Consider the following 26,274-nt stretch of genomic DNA (forward strand, 5'->3'; position numbering starts at 1 on the left):
GCCCCCGCCGTTCGGCGGGGGTGGCAACCGCCGGAAGCCCTACGCTCGTCCCGTGGAGCGAGAACCCGAGGAACGGGAAGAAGTGGAGGAGCGGACCGTGGAACCGATCCGGGTGCTGATCGTCGACGACGAGCTGCTGGTCCGCTCCGGCCTGGGGATGATCATCGGATCGGCGCCGGACCTGCGGCTGGTCGGCGCCTGCTCGGGCGGCGAGGCCGAGGAGCAGACCCGGCGGCTGCGGCCGCACGTGGTGCTGCTCGACGTGCGGATGCCCGACCTGGACGGGCTCTCGGTGCTGCGGCTGCTGCGCGCGCTGCCCGAGCCGCCGGCCGTCTCGATGCTCACCACCTTCGACACCGACGAGTACATCGGCACCGCGCTGCGCGGCGGGGCGGCCGGGTTCCTGCTCAAGGACACCGCGCCGGAACAGCTGGTGCACGCGGTCCGGGTGCTCGCGGCCGGCGGCTCGATGCTCTCGCCCGCCGTCACCCGGACGGTGATCGGCGGCTACGTGGAGGGCGGCGGGCCGGACGCCGACGCGCTCGCCCTGGTCCGCACCCTGACCGGGCGGGAGCTGGACGTGCTGGCACTGCTCGGCGAGGGCCTGGCCAACGCGGAGATCGCGGACCGGCTCTATCTGGGCAACGGCACCGTGAAGGACCACATCAGCGCCATCCTGGGCAAGCTCGGCGCGGCGAACCGGGTGCAGGCGGCCGTGCTGGCGCACCGCGCCGGGCTGGTCCGGCCGCCCACCCAGCGGTGACCCGCCGGTCCGACCGGGCCAAGGCCTGGGCGGCGCTCTGGGTGCCGGTGGCGGTGGCGCTGCTGGAGAGCTGGCTGCTGGACCACAACACGGTCTGGTGGAAGACCGCGCTGAACTGCGCGGCCGCCTTCGGGCTGCTGCTGCGCACCCGGTGGCCGCTGGCCTCGATGGCCCTGGCGCTGCCCGGCACCTTCGTCACGGACAGCTGGCTGGCCGCCATCGCGGCGCTCTACTCGGTGGCCGCGCAGCGCCGCCGGACCGCCGTCACGGCGGTCTGCGCGGCCGCCTTCGCGCTCTCCGACTACTTCACCTGGTCCGCCTCCGGGCCCAACTCCGGAATCGACCCGATGGCGTTCTCACAGGCCAACGGGCTGGCGATGATGCAGTCGCTGCTGCTCGGCACCGCGCCGGTGGCGCTCGGCATGCTGGCGCGCACCCGGCGGGAGCTGACCGCGCGGCTGGCCGAGCTGACCCGGGGCCAGCAGCGCGAGGCCCGGCTGCTGGCCGAGCGGGTGCTGGCCACCGAGCGGGCCCGGCTGGCCCGGGAGATGCACGACGTGGTCTCGCACCAGGTCAGCCTGATCAGCGTGCAGGCCGGCGGGCTGCAGGTCTCCACCACCGACCCGGCGGCCGCCCGGACCGCCCGGACCATCCGCGAGCTCTCGGTGCGGACCCTGCAGGAGCTGCGGCAGATGGTCGGCGTGCTGCGGGCGGCCGGCGGCACGGTGGCGGGGGTCGACGGGGTGCCGCCGGCGCCGCAGCCCCGGCTGGCCGACCTGCCCCGGCTGATCGAGGACAGCGGGCTGCGGGCCGAGGCCGAGCTGCCCTCCGGCGGCGCGCACTGGCCGGAACCGGTGCAGCGGGCCGCCTACCGGACGGTGCAGGAGGCGCTGACCAACATCAGCAAGCACGCCCCGGGGGCCGCGGTCCGGGTGACCGTGCGCGGCGAGGGGGAGCGGCTGCTGGTGGAGGTCAGCAACGGCCCGGCCGGCGCCGCCGCCACCGCCGCCGCGGAGCTGCCGGGCGGCGGCCACGGGCTGGTCGGCCTGCGCGAGCGGGCCCAACTGCTCGGCGGCACCCTCACCGCCGGCCCCACCCCGGACGCCGGCTTCACCGTCCGCGCCGAACTCCCGGCCACGCACCCCTAGGAGGCCCTCCGGCTGGGCCGTGCGGGTGACTTGAGTGCCACGAGCGGGTGGCGCAACGGGCGAAATCGCACGCGACGACGAAGAGTGACCAGAGGAACACCTTCGGCCAACAACGGTCATAGGTGGTCACTGTATGAACTCGTTCGATCCGGCAAGAGTTTGGAGAACTCCCATGAAGGACTTCCGCAGGGCTCTCGTGCTGACCTGCGCCGCCGGCGCGCTCGTGCTGGGCGGCGCCGGCGCTGCCGCGGCCGACGCGACCGCGACGGGCGCCGCGATCGGCTCGCCCGGCGTGCTGTCCGGCAACGTCATCCAGATCCCGATCCACATCCCGATCAACATCTGCGGGAACACGATCAACGTGATCGGCGCGCTGAACCCGGCCTTCGGGAACACCTGCATCAACGCCTGACCAGCCCTCAGGCCGACGGCCGGCCCCGCCATCCAGGCGGGGCCGGCCGCCTGTCTGCCCGGCGGCTCTCAGCGCCCGGCCAGCCGCAGCTGGCGCAGCGTCCAGCCCCGCCCCGCCGGATCCAGGCCCCGGGTGGCCGCCGCGAAGACCTCCGCCGCCCGGCGGTAGGAGAGCCGGCCACGCCCGGTCAGCGGGCAGCGGTCCCGGGCCGGCACGGCGGCCGGCGCCCGGCGGTCGGTGAGCAGCAGCGGGCCGCCGGTCCGGCTGAGCAGGTGCAGCGGCAGCAGCCGCTCGGTGCCGGGCCCCCAGCCGAGCCCGGCGGCCCGCCCGCGCCCGGTCCGGCCCGGGCCGGCCACATCGCCCACGTCCAGCGCCAGGATCCGCTCGATCGGCGCCCCGGACTCGTACACCAGGTGCCAGCAGACCTGGTCCCGCAGGGTGGCCGGCAGCGCCAGCACCAGGCGCGCCTGCCGCTCGGTCAGCGCGGTGGCCCCGTCCGGTCCGGCCACCGGCTCCGGCAGCGCCAGCCCGGCCAGTGGATCGCCCGCCAGCCAGCCCCGGGCCCGCCACCAGCCGACCGCCCCGCGCAGCACCGAGAGCTCCCGCCGCAGGGTGCGCGGTTCCGCCACCGCCGCCCGGGCCAGCACGGCCGCGCGCAGCCGGGCGGCGGCCCGCGGATCGTCCAGCAGCGCCAGCGGCAGCACCGGCGGCTCGGCCCGCCGCCGGCCGCCGTCGCTCGGCGGGGTGCGGCCGGCCAGCGCCCAGGCCCAGGTGGCCAGCGCGATCCGGTACACCCGCCGGGACCCCTCGCCGAGCCCCGCGGCCGCCGCCAGGTACTGCTCCACGGCGACCGCGTACTCCACCGGCGGCATCGGTTCCATTATCCGCTCCCGCAGTAAACAATCCATTTTCAAGAACACCGTGAACCAATTTACTGCGCCCTGTCGGCGCTCGCCATGAATTGTTGCCGGAAAACTCGATCCACCCCCGCAAAGCCCTTGCCGCGCCTGCCCCGAGGCCTGCACGCTGCTTCCCATGACCACCGCTCTCGGGGAGCGCCGCAACCGCCGGAAGGCCGGTTCGGCGCATTCCATGCTGTCCCTTTTCCGGCGGGAGAGGAATCTCCGCTGGTTCCTTCCCGGCTATGCGACCTCGCTCTTCGGATCGGCGATGGCGCCGGTCGCGCTGGCCTTCGCCCTGCTGCACGGACCGGGCGGCGCGCAATCGCTCGGCTGGGTGCTGACCGCCCGGATCGTGCCGGTGCTGCTGACGCTGCTGATCGGCGGCGCCGCCGCCGACCGGCTCGGCGGCCGGCCGGTGCTGCTCTCCGCGGACGCGCTGCGCTGCGCCGCTCAGGCGGGCATCGCCGCCGCGCTGCTGGCCGGCAGCCCGCCGCTCTGGCTGCTGCTGGCGCTGGCGGCGGCCGGCGGGGTGGGCGAGGCCGTGGTCAACCCCGCGCTGACCGCGCTGATCCCCCGGATCGCCCCGCCCGAGCTGCTGGCCAGGACCAACGCCTGGCTCACCCTGGCCCGCTCCACCGCCTCGGTGGGCGGTCCGGCGTTGGCCGGCCTGCTGACCGTGTGGGCCGGGCCGGGCACCGTGCTGGCGGTGGACGCCGGCACCTACACCGTGAGCCTGCTGGCGCTCGCCCGGCTGCGCATCACCGCCGAGCCGGGCCCGCCCGCCGGCCGCCGCCCCTCCCTGGTCGCCCAGTTGCGCGAGGGCTGGAGCGAGTTCCGCGCCCGCGACTGGCTCTGGGTCAGCTGCCTGCACGCCTGCTTCTTCAACCTGCTGCTCTGGGCGCCCTTCCTGGTGCTCGGCCCGGCCCGGTCCGCGCAGCGCCTGGGCGGGGCCGGGGCCTGGGGGCTGGTGATGGCCTGCTTCGGAGCCGGCGCCGTGCTCGGCTCGCTGGGCCTGCTGCGCCGGGACCCGGCCCGTCCGGTGCGCTGGTCCACGGTGGCGATGTTCGGCTACGTGCTGCCCTCGGCCGCGCTGGCGGCCGGCCTCGCGCTGCCCTGGGTCTGCGCGGCCGGGCTGCTGGCCGGGGTGGGCTCGGCGGTCTCGCAGAGCCTGACCGGGCTGGCCTGGCAGCGGCTGATCCCGGACCAGCTGCAGGGCCGGGTGGCCGCCTACGGCACGCTGGGCGCCTTCGCGCTGGGGCCGGTCGGCCTGGCCGCCGCCGGACCGGTGGCGGCCGGGCTGGGCACCGGCACGGTGCTGGCGGCAGGCGCGCTGTGGCAGCTGGGCGCGACCGCGCTGGTGCTCACCGTCCGCTCGATCCGGGCCAACTGACGCCCGTCTCAGCGCCGGCGCGCCGTCGGCAGCCCGATCCGCAGCCCGTCCGCCCAGCCGTCCCCCGCTCCCGGCGCGCCGCCGTCCCCCGGGGCACCGCCCGGCCCGCGCAGCGCCAGCGCCGCCGCGACCGGCCCGGGCACCGGGCGCAGCCCGAGCAGCGCCGCCACCAGCCCCGCCGCCCCGAGGTGCCAGTCCCGGCCGCGCCGCAGCATCGCGTGGTCCCCGCCGGCCACCTCGATCCCGGCCACGGCCGCCCCGGCGGCCCTGGCCCGGGCCGCGAAGGCCCGGGTGGCGGCCGGATCGGTGACGGTGTCCCGGTCGCCGTGCAGGGTGACCAGGGTCCGGCCGGCCAACTGCTCGCACGGGTCCTCGGCGGGGCACCAGGGCGCCAGCGCCACCACCCCGGTGACCGCCCGGTGACCGGCCGCCCGCAGCGCCGCCCGGCCGCCCATCGAGTGCCCGAGCAGCACCACCGGGACCGGGCCGAACCGGGCCGCCACGGTGTCCAGGGCGGCCAGCGCGTCCTGGGCGGCGTCCGCCCGGTCGCCGTTCCAGCCGCGGTGCCGGTAGCGGACCGCCCCGAGCGCCACCGCCCCGTCGGCGGTGGCCCGGCGCAGCGGACCGCCGAAGCCGGCCATCCGCAGCGCCGCCGGCTGCCAGGACCGGGCCGGCCCGAGCCCGTGCTCCCGACCGCCGTGCAGCACCAGCACCACCGCCCGCGCCCCGCCCTCGGGCACGTACCCCCAGCGCAGCAGCCCCGTCACCTGTGTTCCGCCTTCCACCTGTCGCCTCGCTCCGGACATGCTCCGCGCACGACCGGACAACTGTTGATCAATAGCGGTCAGCAGCCCGCCATGCACCCGCCACCTCCCTACCCTCGGGAGCAGGACGACGATCACCTCACCAGTACCTGGAGGTCCCGATGGGCGGAGTCGAGCAGGCCCTCAAGGAGGCCCTGACCATCGACGGCGCGCTGGGGGTGGCCCTGGTCGACCTGAGCAGCGGCATGGCCCTGGGCACCCTCGGCCACGCCGCCGACCTCGACCTCACGCTGGCCGCAGCCGGCAGCACCGACCTGGTGCGGGCCACCCGGCGGGCCAACGAGCTGCAGAACCGGCCCGGCGAGGCGACCGAGGACATCCTCACCACGCTGACCCACCAGTACCACCTGATCCGGCCGCTGACCGGGCCGGGCGGCGAGGGCCTCTTCCTCTACCTGGTGCTGGACCGCGCCCGGTCCAACCTCGCGTTGGCCCGCCACCACGTGCGCCGGATCGAGACCGGCCTCGCGGTCTGACCCCCGCTCACTCCCCGCCCGGCGCGGTCCGGCGCCGGGCGGTCTCCCGGATCGCCGCCGGCAGCTCGGCCACCGGCACCAGCCGCGCCAGCAGCTCCGGCTCCGTGGTCAGCGCCCGGAACACGGTCGCCACGTCCACCCCGTGCCCGGGCCGGTGCACCACGGCCACCCCGTCCCCGGCGGCCAGCTCGCCCGGCTCCAGCACCCGCAGGTAGGCGCCGGGCAGGGCCCGCTCGGTGAACCGCTTCACCCAGCCCCGCTCGCCCAGCCAGCCCTGGAAGGTGCGGCAGGGCACCCGCGGCGAGGAGACCTCCAGCAGCGGCCCGGCCGCCCCGATCCGCCAGCGCTCGCCGATCAGCGCCCCGTTGACGTCCAGTCCGGCGGTGGTCAGGTTCTCGCCGAACACCCCCGGCGGCAGCTCCCGGCCCAGCTCCCCGGCCCAGGCCGCCAGGTCCTCCGCCGCGTAGGCGTAGACCGCCTGCTCCGGACCGCCGTGGTAGCGGTGGTCGCAGATCGCGTCGCCGGCCAGGCCGCTGCCCCGCTCCGGTGCCGAGACCAGCACCGGGCCGGCCGCCGGGCGCTTGTCGATCCCGGTCACCCCCGGGGCCGAGTACTCGGCCGGCCGCGCGGTGCCGGTGTTCACGGAGCTGATGCGGGCGGGTTCTGGCATGCCCTCAAGGTACCGGCGGCCCGGGCCACCCGGACGGGCCAGCCGGCCGGGCCCGGCGCCGCCGACCGGGCCAGGGTGGAGCCCATGGACTCGCCGCGCCCGTCCCCGCTGCTGGCCTGGCTGCTGCTCGGGGTCTTCCCGGCCGCACTGGTGGTGGCCTTCTTCACCGTGCCGCTGGGGGCCTTCGGACCGGAGCATCCGCAGCTCAGCTGGACCGTCTTCGTGCTGATGCTGGCGGTGCAGGCGGTGGCGCTGATCCGGCAGATCGGGCTGATCCTGCGCCAGTCCGAGCGGGGCATGCCGGCCCTGGTGATCACGGCCGCCTCCTTCCTGGCGCTGATCAGCTTCGCCGCCGCCTACAGCGCGCTGGCCCACCAGCCGGGTGAGTTCAACGGCCTGCACACCCGGCTGGACGCGCTCTACTTCACCGTGGTGACGATGGCCACGGTCGGCTACGGGGACATCACCCCGACCGGCCAGTCGGCCCGGCTGGTGGTGATGCTGCAGATCGGCTACACCCTGGTCTTCCTGGCGGCCGGCTTCACCGCGCTCAGCCAGCGGGTCCGCGGCCGGATCAGCCGGCACAGCGAGCAGCGCGAGGCCCGCACGGAGCACCGGCAACGGCACGGCGACGGCCCGCACGAGGGCGGCCCGGACGGCAGGGGCCCGCACGGTTGAGCTTTCGCGGACCCCGGCACATCCTGGTCAGATGACCGCGATGTTCGAAGAGGAGCTCCGCGCTCAGCTCGCGCTGGCCCGGGAGGACCTGGCCAAGGCCGCCGGTGAGGGCGACCTCGACGGTGTCCAGGCCAGCGAGGGCCGGATCGCCGGCCTGCTGCGGCTGGCCGCCAGCCACGGCATCACCCTCCCCCACACCCCGTCCGAGGAGCGCGGCGAGTCCTGACCCGCCGCCTCCCCTCCCCGCCGCCCGCCCCGACCGCACAGCGAAGCCCCCGCCCCCCGACCGTCCGACTCGCGCGAAACAGCAGGAAGCCCCGGTTCGGATTTCTCCGAACCGGGGCTTCCGGTTGTGCGCGAGGGGGGAGTTGAACCCCCACGCCCTTTCGGGCACTGGAACCTGAATCCAGCGCGTCTGCCTATTCCGCCACCCGCGCATCTGGGTGATGTCGAAGATGCTAGCCGATCGTCCGGGTGAGGTCGAATCGGTTTGGACCCGCTTCTTTCTCACTCGGCCGGTTTCGGCTCCCTCTCGGGCGCCCCTTCCGACGTGGAAAACATTAGCACGGCCCCGGCCGAACCTACGAATCCATTCCGGCCCCGGACCTGCACAGCTCCCCGGAGCCCGCCACCGGAGCGGTCCCCCGGCGGCTCCGGCACAGGGGTGAGCGCCGCGGCGCGCGGGTACGTCCCGTTGCGCGGCACCGGCCGGGTGTGCCGCGCCCCACGCCCGTCCACCACGTGGCCGGGGAACCGTACAGATGACCCGGGCGTGGATACGATCAGTACGGAAGTACCGCAATCGGGCCCGCGCGCCCGGCCGAAGCCCCAGAGCCCTTGGAAGGGGGTGCCCCGTGGGAGTGATGAAGAAGTTCGAGCAGCGACTTGAGGGTCTCGTGAACGGCACCTTCGCCAAGGTGTTCAAGTCCGAGGTCCAGCCCGTGGAGATCGCCGGCGCGCTGCAGCGCGAGTGCGACAACAACGCCACCATCTGGAACCGGGACCGCACCGTCGTGCCCAACGACTTCATCGTCGAGCTGAGCCCGCACGACCACGAGCGGCTGAGCCCCTACGCCGCGCAGCTCGGCCAGGAACTGGCCGGCATGGTGCTGGAGTACGCGGAGGCGCAGCGCTACAGCTTCCTCGGCCCCCTGCAGGTCAACCTGGAGCGGGCCGACGACCTGGACACCGGCCTGTACCGGGTGCGCAGCCGCACCCTGGCGGCCGACGCCCCGGAGCCCCCGGCCGCCGCCTACCAGCCCGCCCCGCAGCAGCCCGGCTACGGCCGCGGCCCGGCCCCCGAACCCACCGGCGGCGGCTGGGCGCAGAGCAGCCAGCCGACGTACGCCGGTGCGCAGCAGCTCCCGGGCACTCCCCCCGCCGCGCCCCCCGCGCCGACGGGCGGCAACGTCCGCCCGTTCCCCGGCAGCGGCACCGGCGCCACCACCCGGCGCTGGATCGAGGTCAACGGCACCCGGCACCAGATCACCGGCAGCGCCTGCGTGCTGGGCCGCTCCACCGAGGCCGACGTGCGGATCGACGATCCCGGGGTCTCCCGCAAGCACGCCGAGATCCGCCCCGGGAACCCGGCCATGGTGCTCGACCTCGGTTCCACCAACGGCATCGTGGTGGACGGGCAGCACACCCAGCGCGCTACGCTCCGCGACGGCTCGCGGATCGTCGTGGGCTCCACGACGATCATCTACCGACAGGTCGAAGGGTAGGGCGAGCAGCGGTGTCCGAGCTCACACTGACAGTCATGCGGCTGGGCTTCCTGGCCGTCCTCTGGCTGTTCGTGATCGTCGCGGTCCAGGTGATCCGCAACGATCTGTTCGGCGCCAAGGGCGGTGCCCGGATCGGCCGGCGCTCGGCCGGCGCGGCCGCCGCCGCGGCCCCCGCAGCCGCCGGTCCCGCCCGCCCGCAGCCGCAGGCCACCGGCCGGGACGGCGCCGCCGCGCCCGCCCAGCAGGGCGGCGGCCGGCGGGCCCGCACCGGGCCCAGCCAGCTGGTGGTGCTCGAGGGCGGACTGGCCGGCACCACGGTCGCGCTGCAGGGCCAGGTGATCACGCTGGGCCGGGCCCACGACTCCACCATCGTGCTCGATGACGACTACGCCTCCTCGCGCCATGCCAGGATCTACCCCGACCAGACTGGGCAGTGGACCGTAGAGGATCTAGGCTCCACCAACGGCACGTATCTGGACCGTCAGCGGCTGACCCAGCCGATGCCGCTGCAGGTCGGCGTGCCGATCCGTATCGGCAGGACCGTCATCGAACTGCGGAAGTAGTAGCGCATGAGGGACAGCAGCACCCCGCCCGTTGGCAGCCGGGAAGGCAGCGCGCCCGTCGCCACTGCCCCGCGCGAGGCACAGAGGGGAGCAGTCGCCGCATGAGCCTCGTGCTGCGTTTCGCCGCCGGCAGCCACAAGGGCCTGATCCGCGAGGGGAACGAGGACTCCGGCTACGCCGGGCCCCGCCTGCTCGCGGTGGCCGACGGCATGGGCGGGGCGGCGGCCGGCGAGGTCGCCTCCTCCGAGGTGCTCAGCTCGCTGATCGCCCTGGACGACGCCGACCCGCACGGCGACCTGCTGGGCCTGCTGAACGACGCGGTCCAGCGCGCCAACGACCGGCTGCGCCTGATGGTCGAGCAGGACCCGCAGCTGGAGGGCATGGGCTGCACCCTGACCTCGCTGCTGTGGACCGGCGAGCGGATGGGCCTGGTGCACGTCGGCGACTCCCGCGCCTACCTGCTGCGGGACGGCGTGCTGCAGCAGATCACCCAGGACCACACCTGGGTGCAGCGGCTGGTGGACGAGGGCCGGATCACCGCCGAGGAGGCCGAGACCCATCCGCAGCGCTCGCTGCTGATGCGCGCCCTGGACGGCCGCGGCCAGGTCGAGCCCGACCTGGCGATCCGCGAGGTCCGGGCCGGCGACCGCTACCTGATCTGCTCGGACGGCCTCTCCGGCCCGGTCAGCCACCAGACCCTGGAGGAGACCCTCGGGAGCTTCTACGCCCCCGAGCCGACCATCCAGGCGCTGATCGAGCTGGCGCTGCGCGGCGGCGGCCCCGACAACATCACCTGCATCGTCGCCGACGTGCTCGACGTGGGCCCCAGCGACACCCTGAGCGGCCAGTTCGCCACCACCCCCGTGGTGGTCGGCGCGGTGGCCGAGGGCCCGCACGGCACCGCCGTGGACAACCAGATCATCGACACCCCGGCCGGCCGGGCGGCCGGCCTGGGCCGCCAGCAGCCCCCGCAGGGCGCCTTCGGCCCGGCCGACGGCTACGACCCGGCGCAGGGCGGCTTCGGCCCCGCCGAGGGCTACCCGGGCGCCGAGGGGTACGGCGAGGGCTACGGCGGCCCCGAGGGCGGCTACGACGCCTACGGCCAGGGCTACTCCCAGCAGCCCGACTACCAGGCCGGCCCGCCCGCCGAGGGCCACCCCGAGCAGTCCGCCGAGCCGGCCCCCGAGCAGCCGAAGCGCAAGCGCCGCTGGTTCCGCCGCTCGGCGATCACCGTGATCGCCCTCGGCCTGGTCGGCGGTGCCGCCTACGCCGGCTACAGCTGGAACCAGGACCACTACTACCTGACCGCCAACGACGGCCGGGTCGCCGTGTACCAGGGCCAGAAGCTGATCGGGCTGGACCTCTCCTCGCTCAAGGAGCAGACGGACGTCCGGACCTCGCTGCTCTCCACCGCCCAGCAGCAGGCGCTCGGCCAGACCATCAAGGTCACCGGCATGGACGCGGTCTCCCAGCGGCTGAACGACTTCCGGGCGCAGGCCGCCGTCTGCGCCAAGGTCGCCGCCACGTCCAACGGCGGCAGCCAGGCACCGGCCGCCCCGGCCGCCTTCCTCACCGCCACCCCGAAGGCCGCGCCCAAGGTCGGCGCCTCCCCGGCCGGACCGGCCGCGACCGCCGCCCCGCTCCCCTCGGCCAGCCCGGCGCCCACCGCACCGGCCACCCCGGCCACCCCGGAGCCCACCGCCACCCCGAGCCCGACCGCCACGCCCGCGCCGAGCGCGCCGCCGCTCAGCGCGGACGAGCAGAAGCTGGCGGGCAACTGCCAGCAGCCCGCCTGAACCGCCCGCACCGACCCGGGGGCCGCACCGGCCCCCGGGTTCGTGCGGTTGAATGACAGTCGCCGCCGGTCCGCGCGGCGTCCAAGGAGGGGACCCGTCTCGTGAACAAGCCGATCCGACGGGTCGCCGTCTTCTGCATGGTGCTGGTCTTCGCACTGCTGCTGCGGGCCAACTGGGTGCAGGCGGTGGTCGCGGACAGCTACGCGAGCAACCCCAACAACGAGCGGGCCAAGTACGACCAGTACGCGAACCCGCGCGGCAACCTCATCGTGGGCGGTCCGAACGGCCAGCCGATCACCCGCTCCGACCAGGTCAACGGTTACCGGTACAAGTACAAGACCGGCTTCACCAACGGCCCGATGTACGCCCCGATCACCGGCTACTCCTCGCAGGCCTACGGCTCCAACGGGCTGGAGGGCCTGGAGAACGGCATCCTGGCGGGCACCGACGACCGGCTCTTCTTCGGCAACGCGATGGACGCCCTGACCGGCAAGGACAAGCAGGGCGGCAACGTCGTCACCACCATCAACCCGGCCGTGCAGCAGGCCGCCTTCCAGGCGATGGGCGACAAGAAGGGCGCCGCGGTCGCCCTCGACCCGCGCACCGGCGCGATCCTGGCGATGGTCAGCACCCCGTCCTACGACCCCAACTCGATCGCCGGGCAGGGCGACTCCGACTCCGCGGCCTGGAAGTCGCTGAACGCCGACCAGAACCAGCCGATGCTCAACCGGGCGCTGCGCGAGACCTATCCGCCCGGCTCCACCTTCAAGCTGGTGACCGCCGCCACCGCCTTCGAGACCGGCAAGTACCAGAGCCCGGACGACCAGACCGACACGCCCGACCACTACATCCTGCCGGGCACCACCACCGAGCTGCACAACGACAGCCCGGAGGAGAACTGCGGCCAGGCGACCCTCAAGTACGCCCTGGAGATCTCCTGCAACACGGTCTACGGCAAGCTCGGCGCCGACCTCGGCAAGGAGAAGCTGCTGGCCCAGGCGCAGAAGTTCGGCTTCAACAGCACCGTGGACACCCCGATCCGCTCGGTGGCCAGCAACTTCCCCACCGACTCCACCCCGGACGGCACCGCCCAGGACGCCATCGGCCAGCACAACACCGCCGCCACCCCGCTGCAGATGGCCATGGTCGCCTCGGCGATCGCCAACAACGGCAAGCTGATGCAGCCCTACCTGGTGGACGAGGAGCGGTCGGCGAGCGGCACCACCATCTCCAAGCACACCGAGAAGTCGCTCGGCCAGGCGATCAGCCCCGCCACCGCGCAGAAGCTGCAGCAGATGATGGCCGACGTGGTGCAGAACGGCACCGGCAAGCGGGCCCAGATCGACGGCGCCGAGGTCGGCGGCAAGACCGGCACCGCCCAGCACGGCGTGGACAACAAGGGTCTGCCGTTCGCCTGGTTCGTCTCCTACGCCAAGGTGGGCACCAACTACCCGGTGGCGGTCGCGGTGGTGGTCGAGGACGGCGCCGCGCAGAGCGACGAGATCAGCGGCGGCAGCATCGCCGCGCCGATCGCCAAGCAGATCATGCAGGCCGCGATCGGACACTAGCCCGAACCGGGGGCCGCACCGAGTAGGCTCCGTCAGTCGGGGGCGATCCGGTACCGGTCTGGTCTCGGCTGCCGGGCGTGTCGAGTTGCCGCCGGGTCGACCGGTAGCGTATCCGCCAGCAGCGGGTCTGCCCGCGGCCCGGTCCTGCCCCGGCGGGACCGGGGTGGGGCCCGAGCCACAGAACCACCGTGGCGGTCGCGGGCGTCACTACTGGAACGTGCGGGGACACCTACGTCACATCCTCACCGGTCGGTGGGGGAGAGGGTCGGAACTATGGAAGAGCCTCGTCGCCTCGGCGGCAGGTACGAGCTGGGCGGCGTCCTCGGGCGCGGCGGCATGGCCGAGGTCTACCTCGCCCATGACACCCGGCTCGGCCGTTCCGTCGCAGTGAAGACGCTCCGGGCCGACATGGCCAGGGACCCCTCCTTCCAGGCCCGCTTCCGCCGCGAGGCACAGTCGGCGGCCTCGCTGAACCACCCCGCCATCGTCGCCGTGTACGACACCGGCGAGGACTACATCGACGGCATCTCCATCCCGTACATCGTGATGGAGTACGTCGAGGGCTCGACCCTGCGCGAGCTGCTGCACTCCGGGCGCCGGCTGCTGCCCGAGCGCGCGCTGGAGATGACCATCGGCATCCTGCAGGCGCTGGAGTACTCGCACCGGGCCGGCATCGTGCACCGCGACATCAAGCCCGCCAACGTGATGCTCACCCGGCAGGGCAACGTCAAGGTGATGGACTTCGGCATCGCCCGCGCGATGGGTGACGCCGGCATGACGATGACCCAGACCTCGGCCGTGATCGGCACCGCCCAGTACCTCTCCCCGGAGCAGGCCAAGGGCGAGACCGTGGACGCCCGGTCCGACCTCTACTCCACCGGCTGCCTGCTCTACGAGCTGCTGACGCTGCGCCCGCCGTTCGTCGGCGACTCCCCCGTCGCCGTCGCCTACCAGCACGTCCGCGAGGAGGCCGCGCCGCCGTCCAGCTACGACCCCGAGGTCCGCCCCGAGGTGGACGCGATCGTGCTGAAGGCGCTGGCCAAGGAGCGCGACTACCGCTACCAGAGTGCCGACGAGATGCGCGACGACATCGAGCGCTTCCTGGACGGCCTCCCGGTCGCCGCCGCCCAGCAGGCCGCGGCCTACGGCATGGGCGGCTACGGCTACGACCAGCAGGGCTACCAGCACGACCCGTACGGCCAGACCAGCATGATGCCGCAGCAGCCCGGCTCCGCGCCGACCACCATGCTGCAGCCGGTCGGCCAGCAGGGCTACGACCCGAACGGCTACCAGGACACCGGATACGACGACGGCTACGGCAACGGCGGCGAGGGCTACGACGACCAGCCGCGCAGCCGCCGCCGGGACGACCAGCCGAAGAAGAGCAACACCTCCTGGATCATCCTGGCCGTCGCGGCCGTGCTGGTCCTGGTCGGCTCGTTCTTCGTCGCCTCGGCGATGTTCAAGGGCAGCAGCGGGCCCAAGCAGCTCACCGTGCCCACCCTGACCGGCAAGACCTTCGACGAGGCCACCAGCACGGCACACACGGCCGGCGCCAAGCTCACCGTGGTGAAGGGCGACGCGATCCCCTGCGGCACCACGCCCAAGGACTCGGTCTGCCAGCAGAGCCCGGCGGCCGGCGGCACCATCGCGGAGAACGGGCAGATCACCGTCCAACTCTCCTCCGGCCCCGGCAAGAGCCCGATCCCGAGCGTCACCGGCCAGAACAAGGACGCGGCCACCCAGGCGCTGCAGGCGGCCGGCTTCCAGGTCGGCCCGCCGACCTACGCCAGCGACGACACCGTCCCGCAGGACTCGGTCATCTCGCAGAACCCGGCCGGCGGCACCCCGGCCGACCCGAACAGCACGGTCACCCTGACCCTCTCCTCCGGTCCCGGCAAGCTCACCGTGCCCAACGTGGTCGGCCAGACCTCCGACGCGGCCACCGCGGCCCTGCAGGCGGCCGGCTTCAGCAACATCGACACCAGCAAGACCACCCCGAGCACCAACGCCTCCCAGGTGCCCGGCACCGTGGCCTCGCAGTCGCCCAACGCCAACGGCAAGGCGGCCAAGAACGCGCAGATCACCCTGACCATCTACGGCCAGGCGGCGAAGGTCACCGTGCCGATCCTGGTCGGCAAGACCTACGCCGACGCCTTCGCCGCCCTCAACCAGCTGCACCTGGCCTCGACCGTGGTCGCCGGCCCGCAGGACGCCAACGCGATCGTCACCGGCGCCAACCCGCAGGCCGGCAGCCAGGTGGACCCGAGCGCCACCATCCAGCTCACCACCATGAAGGCGCCGGAGCAGCCGCCGACCAAAGGGGCCAACCCCACCGGCGGGACCGGGCTCCCCGGCTTCCCCCCCTTCGGCAACGGCAACGGCAACACCACCAACGGGTAAGCACCCGAGGTAGCACCTGAGCGAAAGCCGTGGGGCTGTGGACAACCCGTCAGTTGTCCACAGCCCCACGGCTTTTCCACACCGTCACCGACGCCTGCGCCGCCCGTGCCCCGCCGTGGAGGAGAGCGCGCACAGGTACTCCACCCGGCCGCCCAGCGTCCACACCTCGCCCGACACGTCGCTCAGCCGCACCGTCATCGCCGCCAGCAGCTCCTCGTCCCGCCGCACCCGCCGGGTCAGCTCGGCGTGCCGCTCCTCCAGGGCCGCCAACTGCACCAGCAGCTCCTGGTGGCGCCGCTCCATCCGCTCCACGGCCTGCCCGGCGACCTCCGCGACCAGCGCCTGCGACCATTCGGTGCGCGGCGGCTCGGACGGCACGTAGCGGCCGGTGCGGCGGATCGCGGGGATGACCTCGTGGGTGAGCCAGCGCTTGAAGGCACGGGCCTTGGGCTTGCGGGAGCGGAGCACGAGCGAGTAGAGGCCGGGCTCGTTGACGATGGAAAGCTGCTGGTCACCGCCAGGGGTGTCGCCAATGACGACAGCCTTCTCATCCTCCTCCAGGGTTTTCCACAGGACGTGGCGCGGGTTGCTGATCTCCAGCACCGCACACACGTCGCGCGCCACCCACCAGGGATCGCCGTTGATCATCACCACTCGGACTTCCTGACCGTCGAAGTCGAAGGGGATGAGCGGCCTCTTCTGATGATTCGTCATACCGCTTCAACGATTCACCCATTCGGCAGACACCGACCCACCCCAGCGCACAGGCGCGCGCCACCAGCCCCTCATGCGCCCCGCCGAAAGGGGGGTCTACTTAAAGCGACACCCTTTCACCGCAGCTCCGCCGGCGGCGTCCGCTCGGCGTCCACCGGGTCGACCCGGACCAGCGATCCCCAGACCGCCATCCGGTAGCGGGAGGTGTAGACCGGCGTGCAGGTGGTCAGGGTGATGTAGTGGCCGGGCTTGGCGTAGCCGGCCTTCTCCGGGACCGGGGCGACGATGCCGGTGTCGTACTTGCTGGTCTCCTCCAGCACCGCGTCCACCCGGTAGACGTACCAGCGGTCCCGGGTCTCCACCACGATCGAGTCGCCCCTGTCCACCGCGTCGAGGTCGTGGAACTTGGCGCCGTGGCCGTCCCGGTGGGCGGCGAGGGCGAAGTTGCCGGACTGGTCCCAGGGCATCGCGGCGGCGTAGGGCTGGGTGTAGACGCCCGCCACGCCCTCGTTCAGCACGTCCGGGTCGGTGCCCATCTTGATCAGCACCGAGTTGCCCTTGCCCAGGGCCGGCACGTGCAGGAAGCCGATGCCGTCGCCGGGCTGGTAGCCGGGCACGGAGGAGGCGGCGTCGCCCGGGGCGGGGGCGGTCCAGGTCTGCCGCAGGTGCTGCCCGGCCTGGTCGGCCTGACGGCTCGCCAGCACGTCGGTCCACCAGAGCGAGTAGGCGACGAAGAGGGCCACCACCACCCCCGTGGTGATCAGCAGCTCGCCGACCACCCCCAGCAGCCGGGCCTGCGGCGAGCGCCGCCGTCGGACCAGCCGGGTGCTTCCGGTCTGCTGCTGCGTCACGCGCCCTCCGCTCCCGGGGGCCCGGCCGGGCGGCGGGTGCCGCGCGGCCGGAGCCGGTGGATCAGGAGTTGGTCAGCGCGGGCGGCTGTCCCTGGCTCCTGGGTCGTTCATCGATCATCTTGCCAAAGACGATCAGCCGACCCCGGGCACTGAACTCGGGCGTGCAGGTGGTCATCGTGATGTACCGCCCCGCCTGGTTGAACGGCGAGCCCTTGGGAATCCCCTGAAGCACGGCCACGTTGGTGGGCGGAGTCTCCGCGATGCCGCCCATCACCTGGTAGGTGTAGTAGGTGGTGGCGGTCTCCACCACGATCTTGTCGCCGGGCGAGAGTTCGGCCAAACGGCGGAACGGCTGCCCGTGCGTGGTGCGGTGGCCGGCGACGGCGAAGTTGCCGGCCTGGTCGGTGGGCATGCCCGTGCCGGTGTAGTGGCCGACCAGGCCCTTGTTGAGCACCGAGTTGGTGTCGGTGCCCTCGGCGATCGGGTCGGTGAGGCCGATCTTGGGCACGTGCAGGATCGCGAAGCCCTGGCCCGGTGCGAAGGCGGTCGCGCTGGGCGCGGCGGACGGGGCGCCGCCGGGCGCGGCGGGCGCGGCCGGGGCGTTGTTCCACTGCTGCTCGAGGTTGTTGCGGGTGCTGTCGGCGATCGCGTCGGCCTGCACGTTGGTCCACCAGAGCTGGTAGGCCACGAAGAGCAGCATCACCATGCCCAGCGTGATGAACAGCTCGCCGACCAGCCGGGCGGCGACCACCCGCTTGCGCTCCTTGGGCCGCACCACCGGGCCGCGCTTGCCGGTGGCCCGGCGGCGGCCGGAGCCGGAGCGCATGGCCATCCGCCCCTGCGCCCGCCGGCCCTCGCCGGCCGCGGCCGGCGCCGCCTGCTCGGCCCGCTGCCCGGGCAGCTGGACCACTCGCAGTTGCAGCGTCTGGTCGGCCAGCCACGGGTACTCGGGGGCAGGTTCGACCGGCTCCGGCGCCTGGTAGCCGGTCGGCTCGGCCTCCTGGTAGACGCCCCAGCCGTCGGCCTCGCCGCCGTTCTGCTGGTAGCCGTACCCGGTCTGCCCGCCCGGGTACTCCTGGTACTGCCCCGGCTGGTACGGCGGCTGCCCGCCGTCCTCGTACCACTCGCCCTGGCGCCCCTCCGGGCGCACCGCAGTCATCTCAGCCCCGGCCGATCACCGGGGCGAGGCCGGCCGAACGCCCGACCGCCTCCGCATCCCCGCACTCGGCCAGCCAGTTGGCCAGCATTCGGTGTCCCCCCTCCGTCAGCACCGACTCCGGGTGGAACTGGACCCCCTCGACGGGCAGCTCCCGGTGCCGCAGGCCCATGATGACACCGCTTCCGGTCCGCGCGGTGACCACCAGCTCGGCCGGCACGGTGGCGGGCTCCACCGCCAGCGAGTGGTAGCGGGTGGCGGTCAGCGGCGAGGGCAGGCCGGCGAAGACGCCGGCGTCCTCGTGGTCAACCGCCGAGGTCTTGCCGTGCAGCAGCTCGGGCGCCCGGTCGACCACCGCGCCGTAGGCCACCGCGATGGACTGCAGGCCCAGGCAGACCCCGAAGAGCGGCAGGCCGATCGCCGCGCAGTGCCGGACCATCTCCACGCAGACCCCGGCCTCCTCGGGCGAGCCGGGCCCGGGGGAGAGCAGCACCCCGTCGTACCCGTGCCCGCCGTCCCGCGGCACCGCCCGGTCCACCGTCAACTCGTCGTTGCGCACCACCTCGCAGGTGGCGCCCAGCTGGTAGAGGTACTGGACCAGGTTGAAGACGAAGCTGTCGTAGTTGTCGACCACGAGGATCCGCGGAGCGGTGACGGACGAGGCCATGCGAGCTGACTCCGGTGAGTAGAGGAGGATCGGCGGGACGGGGGTGCGGAACGTCAGCCCTGGCCTCCGCCGCCGTTGTTCACCGTGACGTCGTTGAAGGGGAGCAACGGTTCCGCCCACGGGAAGACGTACTGGAAGAGCAGGTAGACCGCACCGACCACGAGCAGCAGCGAGATGATCGCACGGACCAGCGCGTTGCCCGGCAGGTGCCGCCAGATCCAGCCGTACATGGTGCTCCCTCGAATCGGACCGTGTGGACCAGAGTAGACCGCCCGTCTTCGCGGACGGCCTGCCCAGGCCGATCCGCCCCGCGGTCGCGCCGGGCCGTGCTACTGGCCGGTGGCGGCGTGCAGGTCGGTGCTGCCGGTGTAGCCGGGCAGCGTCAGGTCGCCGCCCTCCTGCACCTTCCAGCCGAGCCCGTAGGCCGCGACGTACTGCAGGTAATTGTGGATCGAGGAGTCGCCGTCCAGCGCGGCCTTCAGGTCGGCGGTGCGCCCGACCGCCCGGATCACGTAGGGCGGCGAGTAGACCCGGCCCTGCAGCAGCAGGGTGTTGCCGACGCAGCGCACCGCGCTGGTGGCGATCAGCCGCTGGTCCATCACCTGCACCCCGGCCGCGCCGCCCCGCCAGAGGGCGTTGACCACGGCCTGGATGTCCTGCTGGTGGATCACCAGGTCGTTGACCCCGGGCTCGGGCACGCCGGGCATCCGGGCGGTGGCGTCCGGCGGGGCGTCGTTGAGGGTGACGGTGAGTCCGGGGCCCTGCACCGGGTCCAGGCCGGTCTGCCCGCGCAGGGCGGCGAGCAGGTCGCTGTCCGCGGGACTGCGCCCCTGCTGGCGGGCGAGCGCGTCCGCGCGCTGCTGGAGGTCGGCGTTGTCGCCCTGGGTCTGCCGGTTCTGGTCGCTGCGCTGCTGTATCAGGTCGCCCAGCCGCAGCAGCGAGTTGTCGGTGCGCAGGTCGATGCCGTGGGCCGCGTGCGCACTGACGTAGAAGAGCACTCCGGCGAGGGAGAAGACGCCGCAGGTCAGGGCACGACCGACAATTCGGGTGGGGTTGCGGCGGGCGGGAGCGGGCTGCTGGTCCGGTTCCCCGGAATTCTCGGAATTCGGCACCGTACCCTTATCTCCTTCCGACCCGCCGAACCACTACGCTAACGGACGCCGGTGGCATGTGCGGAGTACCTTCCGGTACTCCTCGTACGGACCCGGCTCTGCATCTGCCGCCCCGCCCCGCTGCACCCTGCGCGGTCTCACAGCGCATCGACAGGAGAGCCCCTCGTGCCGAAGTCTCGACTCCGCAAGAAGTCCGACTACACCCCGCCCACCACCGCGACCGCGGTCAAGATCAGCTCCGGTCGCAGCTGGGTGGCCCCGGTGATGCTGGCGCTGTTCCTGATCGGACTCGCCTGGATCGTCACGTACTACGTGACGAGCGCGAGCTGGCCGGTCCAGGCCTGGGGCAACTGGAACATCCTGGTGGGCTTCGGCTTCATCGCCGGTGGCTTCGGCGTCTCCACCCAGTGGAAGTAACGCCGGTCCGCTGACCCGAGTTCCTCGGACCGCTCCGCCCACCGGGCGGGGCGGTCCGCAGTGCTGCCCGGAACCTGGGCTCTACCGGGTGCGACCGGTGCTACCGTCCGCTTGTCCACACGGTTATCCACAGTGGGGAAAAGTCACCCGAGCCTGTGGATAACTCGGTGATCGTCAACAGCCCGCCGTCAACCCGGCAGGGGAACGCGCGTAGACCCGATCAGTACCTGCTGTGTGCACAACACTGCGGACTGTGGACAACTGTGCGGTTCAGACGCCGAGCCGGGCGTTCTCCACCAGCACCATGCCGACGACCACGGCCAGCACCAGCAGCACCGTGCCGGCCTGCACCAGGTTCCGGTTGGCCCGCGGCGCGTACATCAGACCGATCCCGGTGAGCAGCCCGGCCACCAGGCCGCCGACGTGCGCCCGCCAGTCGATCCCGGGGAACGAGAAGGTGATCACCAGGTTGAAGACGATCAGCGCCACCACCGGGCCGAGCGGCTGCTTGGCCGCCCGGAAGAGCACCACGGTGGCGCCGAACAGGCCGAAGATCGCGCCCGAGGCGCCCAGCGAGGCCGCGTCCGAGCCCGACACCAGGTAGACCAGGGCGCTCCCGGCCAGCCCGCTGACCAGGTAGAGCGCCAGGAACCGCAGCCGGCCCAGCACCCGCTCCAGGTTGGGCCCGACCCACCAGAGCGCCAGCATGTTGGAGGCCACGTGCAGCGGCGCGGTGTGCAGGAAGGTCGCGGTGAGCAGCCGGTAGTACTCGCCGTCCGCCACGCCGTAGCGGGCGCCGCCGCGCAGCACCCGGCTCCGCAGCACCCAGTCGTCGGCCAGCGGCTTGTAGAGGTAGGCGGCGAGCAGGAAGACCGCCAGGTTGACCCCGATCAGGGCCTTGGTGACCAGCGCGCCGTCCCCGGTGAGCCGGCCGCCGAACCGGGTGGTCGGCACCTGCGCCCTGGCCTGGGCCCGCGCCTCGGGGCCGCGCACGCACTCCGGGCACTGGAAGCCCACGGCGGCGTCGATCATGCACTCGGGGCAGATCGGCCGGCCGCAGCGGGAGCAGCCGACCCCGGTCTCGCGCTCGGGGTGCCGGTAGCAGCGCGGCAGCACGTGCCCGGTGGCTCCGGTGGGTGCGGCGGGGCCGAACGGGCCGTCCTGGGCCATCGCGCCTCTTCCTCCCGAGGTGGTTCCCTGACAAGACGAGTCCCGGTGCGGGTCCGCCGCGCGGCGGTGCACCGGGACCGTCCAGGCTACTGCCGCCGTAGCGGCGCCGACAGGAGTCAGCCGCGCTTGATCTCCACCGACTCGATCACCACGTCCTCGACCGGGCGGTCGTTGCGGCCGGTCTTGACCACGGCCAGGTCGGCGACGACCTTCTGGCTGGCCGCGTCGGCGACCTCGCCGAAGATGGTGTGCTTGCCGGTCAGCCAGGCGGTCGGGGCCACCGTGATGAAGAACTGCGAGCCGTTGGTGCCCGGGCCGGCGTTCGCCATGGCCAGCAGGTACGGCTTGGTGAAGGCCAGGTCGGGGTGGATCTCGTCGCCGAACTTGTAGCCCGGGCCGCCGATGCCCTGACCCAGCGGGTCGCCGCCCTGGATCATGAAGCCCTCGATGATCCGGTGGAAGATCGTGCCGTCGTAGAGCTTGGCGTTGGTCTTCTGACCGGTGCGCGGGTCGGTCCACTCGCGCGTGCCCTCGGCCAGCTCGACGAAGTTCGCCACGGTCTTCGGGGCGTGGTTCGGGAAGAGCTTGACCACGATGTCGCCGTGGTTGGTCTTGAGGGTCGCGAACAGTTCCTCGGCCACGAGGATGCCTTCCTTCTCTCGGTCAATGACCAAAGCATCATGGCAGACGGCTCAGCCTGCCATGCAAAGGGACAAACCGGGATGCATGATCTCGAATGAGGTGGATAAGTGCTTGGTTAGGACGCCCCAGGAGGAGGATCCCCGTGACCCGTATGCCCGCTCTACCCAGTTTGGAAGACGCACGCGAATCGGCCGGCCGGACCCTGGAGTCGCTCGCCCCGTTCGCGGCCACGGCCCGGGAGAGCGCCGCGCAGTACGCCGACGAAGCCCGTCAGCGCCTAGGACCGGCCCTGGAGGCGGCCGCCGAGCAGGCGCGCCAGGGCGCCCACTCGGCCCGCGAGGGCTACCAGAAGCACCTGGTGCCCCGGGTCGGCCATGCTTGGGCCGCGCTGCCGCCGAAGAGCCAGGAGAACGCCCTGAAGGCCGTCCACCGGGCCCAGGAGGCCGCGCTGGCCGCCAAGCACTCCGCCGACCACGCCGTGGCCGCCGCCGTGCCGGTGGTGCAGGAGGCACAGGCCCGCGGCACCGCGGCGCTGACGGCCCTGCAGGGCGGGGTGAGCGCCGAGGAGATCGGCCGGCTGGCCGAGCGCAACCGGCGCCACAGCGGCGGCCGCGGCTCCCGCCTGCTGGCGGTGGCCGGCCTGCTGGCGATCGGCGGCGGGCTGCTGGCCTGGGGCTGGTCCCGCCGCAGCCGTGAGCCGGAGTGGCTGGTCGAGCCGCCGCAGGTGCAGAGCACGCCCGACCCGGTGCACCCCGTCTCCCGGCCCTCCGGCGCCACCGCGGCCGGCGAGGGCGGCCCGGCGGGCCTGAACGGCTCCGGACCGGCCGACCCCGAGCCCGCCGACGAGGACGGCCCGGAGAAGGCCTGAGGGCCGTGCTGACGGCCCGTCGGCCCGGCAGCAGAACAGCAGCAGAACGGCCGATGGCCGGCCCGGTGGAAACCGGGCCGGCCATCGGCCTGACTGTGGAGCTTAGGAGACTCGAACTCCTGACATCTGCCTTGCAAAGGCAGCGCTCTACCAACTGAGCTAAAGCCCCTCGACGGTGCCCCGGGGCGCCGTCGGACAACAGCGTACCGGGTCCACCGGACGATCGTGCGCAGCTCCCGGCACTCGCACCGGGCCACGCCCCGGGCCGGCGACCGGGCCGCCCGGGGACGGGACCGCCGCCCGGCCGAGGGCCGGGGGAGGGGGATTCAGCGGCCGGCCGGGATCGGGTCGGTGGCCTCGGTCCACAGGTCCTGCTCGGCACGGTCGGCCTGGACCTGACGGTAGACAAAGAAGCCGCCGAGGGCGACCAGGGCGACCAGGAGGAGCTTCTTCACCGCGGGACCTCGTCCTTCTCAGCTGGGAGCGATCCGCCGCAAGGGTCCCGGCCGACCGGCCGGGGCGGCGAACCTCGGATGTTCAGGTGCGGGCCGGCGATCTCGTCGACCGCGCCGCCCTGCGGCCGATGATACACACCCGTGTCCTGTCCGAGACCGGCTATCGGGCGCCCAACCGGCGGTCCTTGCCGACAGTTTGACGGCGCAGCGTCCGCCCGGCGCGGCCCCTTCCCCCGGGCGCGCCGGATCCGGGCCCGGTCCGCGGCCGCAGCGGCACCGCCGGGTCGACCTGGGAACGCGGTGTCCGCGCCGCCTCAGGACTCCAGGTCCGCGGGATCGGGGCGGCCGAACAGCACCGTCGCGTCGTCGTGCCGCTTGCCGGCGAACCGGCCCGGCGGGTCGGCGCGCTCGGCCTCCCGGACCGCCGCCACCAGCTCGCCCGGCCCGGCCTTCTCCAGCACCTCCAGCAGTTGCCGCCAGCTCCAGCCGTACCGCTCCACCAGCCGCGACACGCCGTCCGTCAGCACCGCGAACCGGCGCACCTCCCCGATCGGGTGAGAGCCGGTCAGCGCCTCGTCCGCGGCCTCCGGCCGGGTACCGGCCACCCAGAACCCGCCGGGTGCGTTGCGCAGCCGGGAAACGGTCGCCAGGTCGTAGCCGGGCAGGTGCTCCACCCGGTCGTCCAGCACGGTCAGCAGCTCGCCGCCGGCCAGCTCCACCAGCACCGGGGAGTCGGCCAGCACCAGGTGGTCCAGCCGCCCGCTCCCCCAGCGCACCATCGCCACGGTGGCCGACGGGCTGTCCGGGTTCTCCAGGTCGCAGCCGCCGCCGTGCAGCTCCCGCAGCGCCAGCACCCCGGCCCGCAGCACCTCGCGCAGCGCCAGTTCCGGCCGCGCCACCAGGATCCGGGCCAACTCGGCGCCGAGCGTGCGGGCCAGCCAGGCCACGTCGTGCACGCAGCCGGTCGCCGCCCCGCCGGCGGTCGCCCCGTCCAGCACCACCGCGAACCCGTCGCCAGCCAGCACGAAGTCCTCGTTGCCCGGCCGACCCGGCATCGCCTCGGTCAGGTACCCGATCCGCATCGCGGCTCCTCTCCCGGTCCCACCCCGCCGGAGCCACGGTAAAGGAGCCACGGTAAAACAGAGCGCCCCGGATGGTGAACCATCCGGGGCGCTCTCGCAGGTGGGCCTAACAGGACTTGAACCTGTGGCCTCTTCCTTATCAGGGAAGCGCTCTAACCGTCTGAGCTATAGGCCCTTGCCGCACTGAAAGATTAGCGGACCGATGGCCGATCTCCCAAATCGATGCCGGCGCCCCCGTCACGACCCCTGCTTCGCAACCCGCAGCTCAGCGCCGTCGGCCCGCTCGGCGGGGCGCAGCAGCCACTCCTCGCGGGTGGCCGGGAGCCGGGACTCGCCCCGGCTGGTGGTGCGCACCGCGAGCACCTGGTTGATCCCGATCCGGTTCTCCTCGAAGGCCAGCGCGGAGGCCGCCATGTAGAGCCGCCAGACCCGGGCCCGGCCGCGGCCGGCCAGCCGGACCGCCTGCGGCCAGTGCGCCTCCAGGTTGGCCACCCACTCGCGCAGGGTCAGCGCGTAGTGCTCGCGCAGCGCCTCCACGTCGCGCACCTCGAAGCCGGCCTCCTCCAGGCTGGCCACCGTGCTGCCGATCGGCGACAGCTCGCCGTCCGGGAAGACGTAGCGGTCGATGAACGGGCTGGTGCTGTGCGGCACGCCCGGCAGGTCGGGGCGGCGGGAGATCTGGTGGTTGAGCAGCCGCCCGCCGGGGGCCAGCAGGCCGTGCAGGCCCGCGGCGTAGACCCGGTACTGGGCGCTGCCGACGTGCTCGGCCATGCCCACCGAGGAGATCGCGTCGTACGGGCCGTCCGGGATCTCCCGGTAGTCCTGCAGCCGGATCTCCACCCGGTCGGCCAGCCCGGCCGCCTCGACCCGCTCACGGGCCAGCGCCACCTGCTCGGCGGAGATGCTCACCCCGACCGCGTGGACCCCGTAGTGCTCGGCCGCGTGCAGCACCAGCGAGCCCCAGCCGCAGCCGACGTCCAGCAGCCGCATGCCGGGCCGCAGCCCGAGCTTGCGGCAGATCAGGTCGAGCTTGGCGGCCTGGGCGTCCTCCAGGCTCTTGCCCTGCGGGGTCCAGTAGGCGCAGGAGTAGACCATCGAGGGGCCCAGCACCAGCCGGTAGAACTCGTTGCCGACGTCGTAGTGGTGGCTGATCGCCGCCCGGTCCCGGCCGCGGCTGTGCAGCCGGCCCTGCTGGCGGGCCTCCTCCGGCGGCGGCACCGGCCGCGGGCCGAGCGCGCCGACCCGGGCCAGCACCCCGACCACCCGGCGCCCGGCCGGGCCGGCCAGGTCGGCGGCGCCCAGGTGCAGGTCGCGGATCTCCGGCCGCTCGGCGAAGTGCGCCACCTCGGCGAGCACCTGGTACAGGTCCTCGCCGGGGCCGAGCTCCAGGTCTCCGGAGACGTAGGCGCGGGCCAGGCCCAGCTCGCCCGGTGCCCAGAGCAGCCGGCGCAGCGCCCGCCGGTTGCGAAGCACCAGCACCGGTGCCCCCGGTGCGCCCGCGACGCTGCCGTCCCAGGCCTGCAGGCGGAAGGGGAGCCGGCTGCCGACCAGCCCCTCCAACGCGCCGACGAGCTGCGATGCGATCTGTGCCATCCGTGGAACCTCCGCGCAACTGGGGACAGCTGAACGCCGAGCTGGCCGCCCCGAGACCCGATCCGGTAGCCGTGCAGGCGGGCCGACCCAGCCAATCCGGAACCGTGCCGACGGACCCCGGCGGCACGCCGGGCCCCGGACGGCAGTCACCCGAATGACGAGCGAAGGCGGGCCCCCTTCCGGTCGAACAACCGGGGGGACCCGCCTATGCCGGTTTGATGAGAACCGGT

28 protein-coding genes and 3 tRNA genes are annotated in these 26,274 nt (G+C 73.6%); 14 read left to right on the forward strand and 17 right to left on the reverse strand.

What is annotated here, in order from left to right; all coding sequences use genetic code 11:
• Positions 1-157 precede the first annotated feature (157 nt).
• The 3 genes from ACFYNO_RS05460 (at position 158) to ACFYNO_RS05470 (ending at position 2,323) form a co-directional block, all read left to right on the forward strand.
• Positions 158-763 carry a response regulator gene (locus ACFYNO_RS05460; RefSeq protein WP_388006566.1) on the forward strand — a complete coding sequence of 202 codons (606 nt, stop codon included), beginning with the start codon at positions 158-160 and terminating at the stop codon, positions 761-763.
• Positions 760-1,911, forward strand: a complete 1,152-nt coding sequence (locus tag ACFYNO_RS05465) for a sensor histidine kinase (RefSeq protein WP_388005652.1) — start codon at positions 760-762, stop codon at positions 1,909-1,911. Before ACFYNO_RS05460 ends, ACFYNO_RS05465 begins: the two co-directional genes overlap by 4 nt.
• Positions 1,912-2,083: 172 nt before the next feature.
• Complete coding sequence (locus ACFYNO_RS05470; protein ID WP_388005655.1) at positions 2,084-2,323, forward strand: chaplin; 240 nt, start codon at positions 2,084-2,086, stop codon at positions 2,321-2,323.
• 68 nt (positions 2,324-2,391) lie between these two features.
• Here the strand turns inward: ACFYNO_RS05470 and ACFYNO_RS05475 are convergent, their stop codons facing one another.
• Entirely contained in the window at positions 2,392-3,195 is an 804-nt protein-coding gene (locus tag ACFYNO_RS05475; protein WP_388005658.1) for a hypothetical protein, read from the reverse strand.
• A 163-nt stretch (positions 3,196-3,358) separates the two neighbouring features.
• Here ACFYNO_RS05475 and ACFYNO_RS05480 point away from each other — a divergent pair, with 163 nt between their 5' ends.
• Positions 3,359-4,615 (forward strand): MFS transporter, encoded by a 1,257-nt coding sequence (locus ACFYNO_RS05480; RefSeq protein WP_388005661.1) that lies wholly within the window; start codon positions 3,359-3,361, stop codon positions 4,613-4,615.
• Positions 4,616-4,623: 8 nt separating this feature from the next.
• Here the strand turns inward: ACFYNO_RS05480 and ACFYNO_RS05485 are convergent, their stop codons facing one another.
• Positions 4,624-5,382, reverse strand: a complete 759-nt coding sequence (locus tag ACFYNO_RS05485) for an alpha/beta family hydrolase (RefSeq protein WP_388005664.1) — start codon at positions 5,380-5,382, stop codon at positions 4,624-4,626.
• 158 nt (positions 5,383-5,540) lie between these two features.
• Between ACFYNO_RS05485 and ACFYNO_RS05490 the strand changes: the two genes are divergently transcribed.
• Complete coding sequence (locus tag ACFYNO_RS05490) at positions 5,541-5,915, forward strand: hypothetical protein (RefSeq protein WP_388005667.1); 375 nt, start codon at positions 5,541-5,543, stop codon at positions 5,913-5,915.
• 7 nt (positions 5,916-5,922) lie between these two features.
• On the opposite strand, the gene ACFYNO_RS05495 is transcribed toward ACFYNO_RS05490, so the two are convergent.
• Complete coding sequence (locus ACFYNO_RS05495; RefSeq protein ID WP_388005670.1) at positions 5,923-6,585, reverse strand: MOSC domain-containing protein; 663 nt, start codon at positions 6,583-6,585, stop codon at positions 5,923-5,925.
• A gap of 84 nt (positions 6,586-6,669) precedes the next feature.
• On the opposite strand from ACFYNO_RS05495, the gene ACFYNO_RS05500 reads away from it, so the two are divergent.
• The gene (locus tag ACFYNO_RS05500) at positions 6,670-7,263 is read left to right on the forward strand and encodes a potassium channel family protein (protein WP_388005673.1); all 594 of its coding nucleotides are present in this window, start codon (positions 6,670-6,672) and stop codon (positions 7,261-7,263) included.
• Positions 7,264-7,294: 31 nt separating this feature from the next.
• On the forward strand, positions 7,295-7,489 hold the full coding sequence (locus ACFYNO_RS05505; protein WP_388005676.1) for a hypothetical protein: 195 nt from the start codon (positions 7,295-7,297) through the stop codon (positions 7,487-7,489).
• Between the two features lie 127 nt (positions 7,490-7,616).
• Here ACFYNO_RS05505 and ACFYNO_RS05510 read toward each other — a convergent pair.
• Positions 7,617-7,700: transfer RNA gene (locus tag ACFYNO_RS05510), tRNA-Leu, on the reverse strand.
• A 417-nt stretch (positions 7,701-8,117) separates the two neighbouring features.
• Here ACFYNO_RS05510 and ACFYNO_RS05515 point away from each other — a divergent pair.
• The 5 genes from ACFYNO_RS05515 (at position 8,118) to pknB (ending at position 15,317) form a co-directional block, all read left to right on the forward strand.
• Positions 8,118-8,987, forward strand: a complete 870-nt coding sequence (locus tag ACFYNO_RS05515; protein ID WP_388005679.1) for an FhaA domain-containing protein — start codon at positions 8,118-8,120, stop codon at positions 8,985-8,987.
• Between the two features lie 11 nt (positions 8,988-8,998).
• Positions 8,999-9,550 carry an FHA domain-containing protein gene (locus ACFYNO_RS05520; protein WP_388005682.1) on the forward strand — a complete coding sequence of 184 codons (552 nt, stop codon included), beginning with the start codon at positions 8,999-9,001 and terminating at the stop codon, positions 9,548-9,550.
• A gap of 101 nt (positions 9,551-9,651) precedes the next feature.
• On the forward strand, positions 9,652-11,346 hold the full coding sequence (locus tag ACFYNO_RS05525) for a PP2C family protein-serine/threonine phosphatase (protein ID WP_388005685.1): 1,695 nt from the start codon (positions 9,652-9,654) through the stop codon (positions 11,344-11,346).
• Positions 11,347-11,447: 101 nt separating this feature from the next.
• The gene (locus tag ACFYNO_RS05530; protein ID WP_388005688.1) at positions 11,448-12,914 is read left to right on the forward strand and encodes a peptidoglycan D,D-transpeptidase FtsI family protein; all 1,467 of its coding nucleotides are present in this window, start codon (positions 11,448-11,450) and stop codon (positions 12,912-12,914) included.
• Positions 12,915-13,187: 273 nt separating this feature from the next.
• The gene (gene pknB, locus ACFYNO_RS05535) at positions 13,188-15,317 is read left to right on the forward strand and encodes a Stk1 family PASTA domain-containing Ser/Thr kinase (protein WP_388005691.1); all 2,130 of its coding nucleotides are present in this window, start codon (positions 13,188-13,190) and stop codon (positions 15,315-15,317) included.
• A gap of 84 nt (positions 15,318-15,401) precedes the next feature.
• Here pknB and ACFYNO_RS05540 read toward each other — a convergent pair whose 3' ends face one another.
• The 6 genes from ACFYNO_RS05540 to ACFYNO_RS05565 all read right to left on the reverse strand — a co-directional run bounded on the left by ACFYNO_RS05540 (position 15,402) and on the right by ACFYNO_RS05565 (position 19,817).
• Entirely contained in the window at positions 15,402-16,031 is a 630-nt protein-coding gene (locus ACFYNO_RS05540; RefSeq protein WP_388005694.1) for a Bro-N domain-containing protein, read from the reverse strand.
• Positions 16,032-16,147: 116 nt separating this feature from the next.
• Entirely contained in the window at positions 16,148-16,882 is a 735-nt protein-coding gene (locus ACFYNO_RS05545) for a class E sortase (protein WP_388005697.1), read from the reverse strand.
• 61 nt (positions 16,883-16,943) lie between these two features.
• Positions 16,944-18,041 carry a class E sortase gene (locus ACFYNO_RS05550; protein WP_388005700.1) on the reverse strand — a complete coding sequence of 366 codons (1,098 nt, stop codon included), beginning with the start codon at positions 18,039-18,041 and terminating at the stop codon, positions 16,944-16,946.
• Between the two features lies 1 nt (position 18,042).
• Positions 18,043-18,705: an aminodeoxychorismate/anthranilate synthase component II gene (locus tag ACFYNO_RS05555; protein WP_388005703.1), complete on the reverse strand. Its 663-nt coding sequence runs from the start codon at positions 18,703-18,705 to the stop codon at positions 18,043-18,045.
• A gap of 53 nt (positions 18,706-18,758) precedes the next feature.
• Positions 18,759-18,935 (reverse strand): hypothetical protein, encoded by a 177-nt coding sequence (locus ACFYNO_RS05560; RefSeq protein WP_388005706.1) that lies wholly within the window; start codon positions 18,933-18,935, stop codon positions 18,759-18,761.
• A 99-nt stretch (positions 18,936-19,034) separates the two neighbouring features.
• Positions 19,035-19,817 (reverse strand): DUF881 domain-containing protein, encoded by a 783-nt coding sequence (locus ACFYNO_RS05565; RefSeq protein WP_388005709.1) that lies wholly within the window; start codon positions 19,815-19,817, stop codon positions 19,035-19,037.
• A 165-nt stretch (positions 19,818-19,982) separates the two neighbouring features.
• Between ACFYNO_RS05565 and crgA the strand changes: the two genes are divergently transcribed.
• Positions 19,983-20,234 (forward strand): cell division protein CrgA, encoded by a 252-nt coding sequence (gene crgA, locus ACFYNO_RS05570; protein WP_388005712.1) that lies wholly within the window; start codon positions 19,983-19,985, stop codon positions 20,232-20,234.
• A gap of 270 nt (positions 20,235-20,504) precedes the next feature.
• Here the strand turns inward: crgA and ACFYNO_RS05575 are convergent, their stop codons facing one another.
• Both ACFYNO_RS05575 and ACFYNO_RS05580 read right to left on the reverse strand, forming a co-directional pair.
• Positions 20,505-21,404 carry a rhomboid family intramembrane serine protease gene (locus tag ACFYNO_RS05575; protein WP_388005715.1) on the reverse strand — a complete coding sequence of 300 codons (900 nt, stop codon included), beginning with the start codon at positions 21,402-21,404 and terminating at the stop codon, positions 20,505-20,507.
• 116 nt (positions 21,405-21,520) lie between these two features.
• The gene (locus tag ACFYNO_RS05580) at positions 21,521-22,045 is read right to left on the reverse strand and encodes a peptidylprolyl isomerase (RefSeq protein ID WP_388005718.1); all 525 of its coding nucleotides are present in this window, start codon (positions 22,043-22,045) and stop codon (positions 21,521-21,523) included.
• A gap of 170 nt (positions 22,046-22,215) precedes the next feature.
• Between ACFYNO_RS05580 and ACFYNO_RS05585 the strand changes: the two genes are divergently transcribed.
• The gene (locus ACFYNO_RS05585; RefSeq protein WP_388005721.1) at positions 22,216-22,914 is read left to right on the forward strand and encodes a DUF5324 family protein; all 699 of its coding nucleotides are present in this window, start codon (positions 22,216-22,218) and stop codon (positions 22,912-22,914) included.
• Positions 22,915-23,010: 96 nt separating this feature from the next.
• Here ACFYNO_RS05585 and ACFYNO_RS05590 read toward each other — a convergent pair.
• The 5 genes from ACFYNO_RS05590 to ACFYNO_RS05610 all read right to left on the reverse strand — a co-directional run bounded on the left by ACFYNO_RS05590 (position 23,011) and on the right by ACFYNO_RS05610 (position 26,044).
• A tRNA-Ala gene (locus ACFYNO_RS05590) sits at positions 23,011-23,083 on the reverse strand.
• A 157-nt stretch (positions 23,084-23,240) separates the two neighbouring features.
• Positions 23,241-23,369, reverse strand: coding sequence for a DLW-39 family protein (locus tag ACFYNO_RS05595; protein ID WP_211786189.1), 129 nt, complete (start codon positions 23,367-23,369; stop codon positions 23,241-23,243).
• Positions 23,370-23,683: 314 nt separating this feature from the next.
• Positions 23,684-24,451: a protein phosphatase 2C domain-containing protein gene (locus tag ACFYNO_RS05600; protein ID WP_388005725.1), complete on the reverse strand. Its 768-nt coding sequence runs from the start codon at positions 24,449-24,451 to the stop codon at positions 23,684-23,686.
• A gap of 101 nt (positions 24,452-24,552) precedes the next feature.
• Positions 24,553-24,626: transfer RNA gene (locus ACFYNO_RS05605), tRNA-Ile, on the reverse strand.
• A 62-nt stretch (positions 24,627-24,688) separates the two neighbouring features.
• Positions 24,689-26,044, reverse strand: coding sequence for a class I SAM-dependent methyltransferase (locus tag ACFYNO_RS05610; protein WP_388005728.1), 1,356 nt, complete (start codon positions 26,042-26,044; stop codon positions 24,689-24,691).
• Positions 26,045-26,274: the final 230 nt, after the last annotated feature.

It is taken from the genome of Kitasatospora sp. NPDC006697 (assembly GCF_042869935.1).
Classification (GTDB): domain Bacteria; phylum Actinomycetota; class Actinomycetes; order Streptomycetales; family Streptomycetaceae; genus Kitasatospora.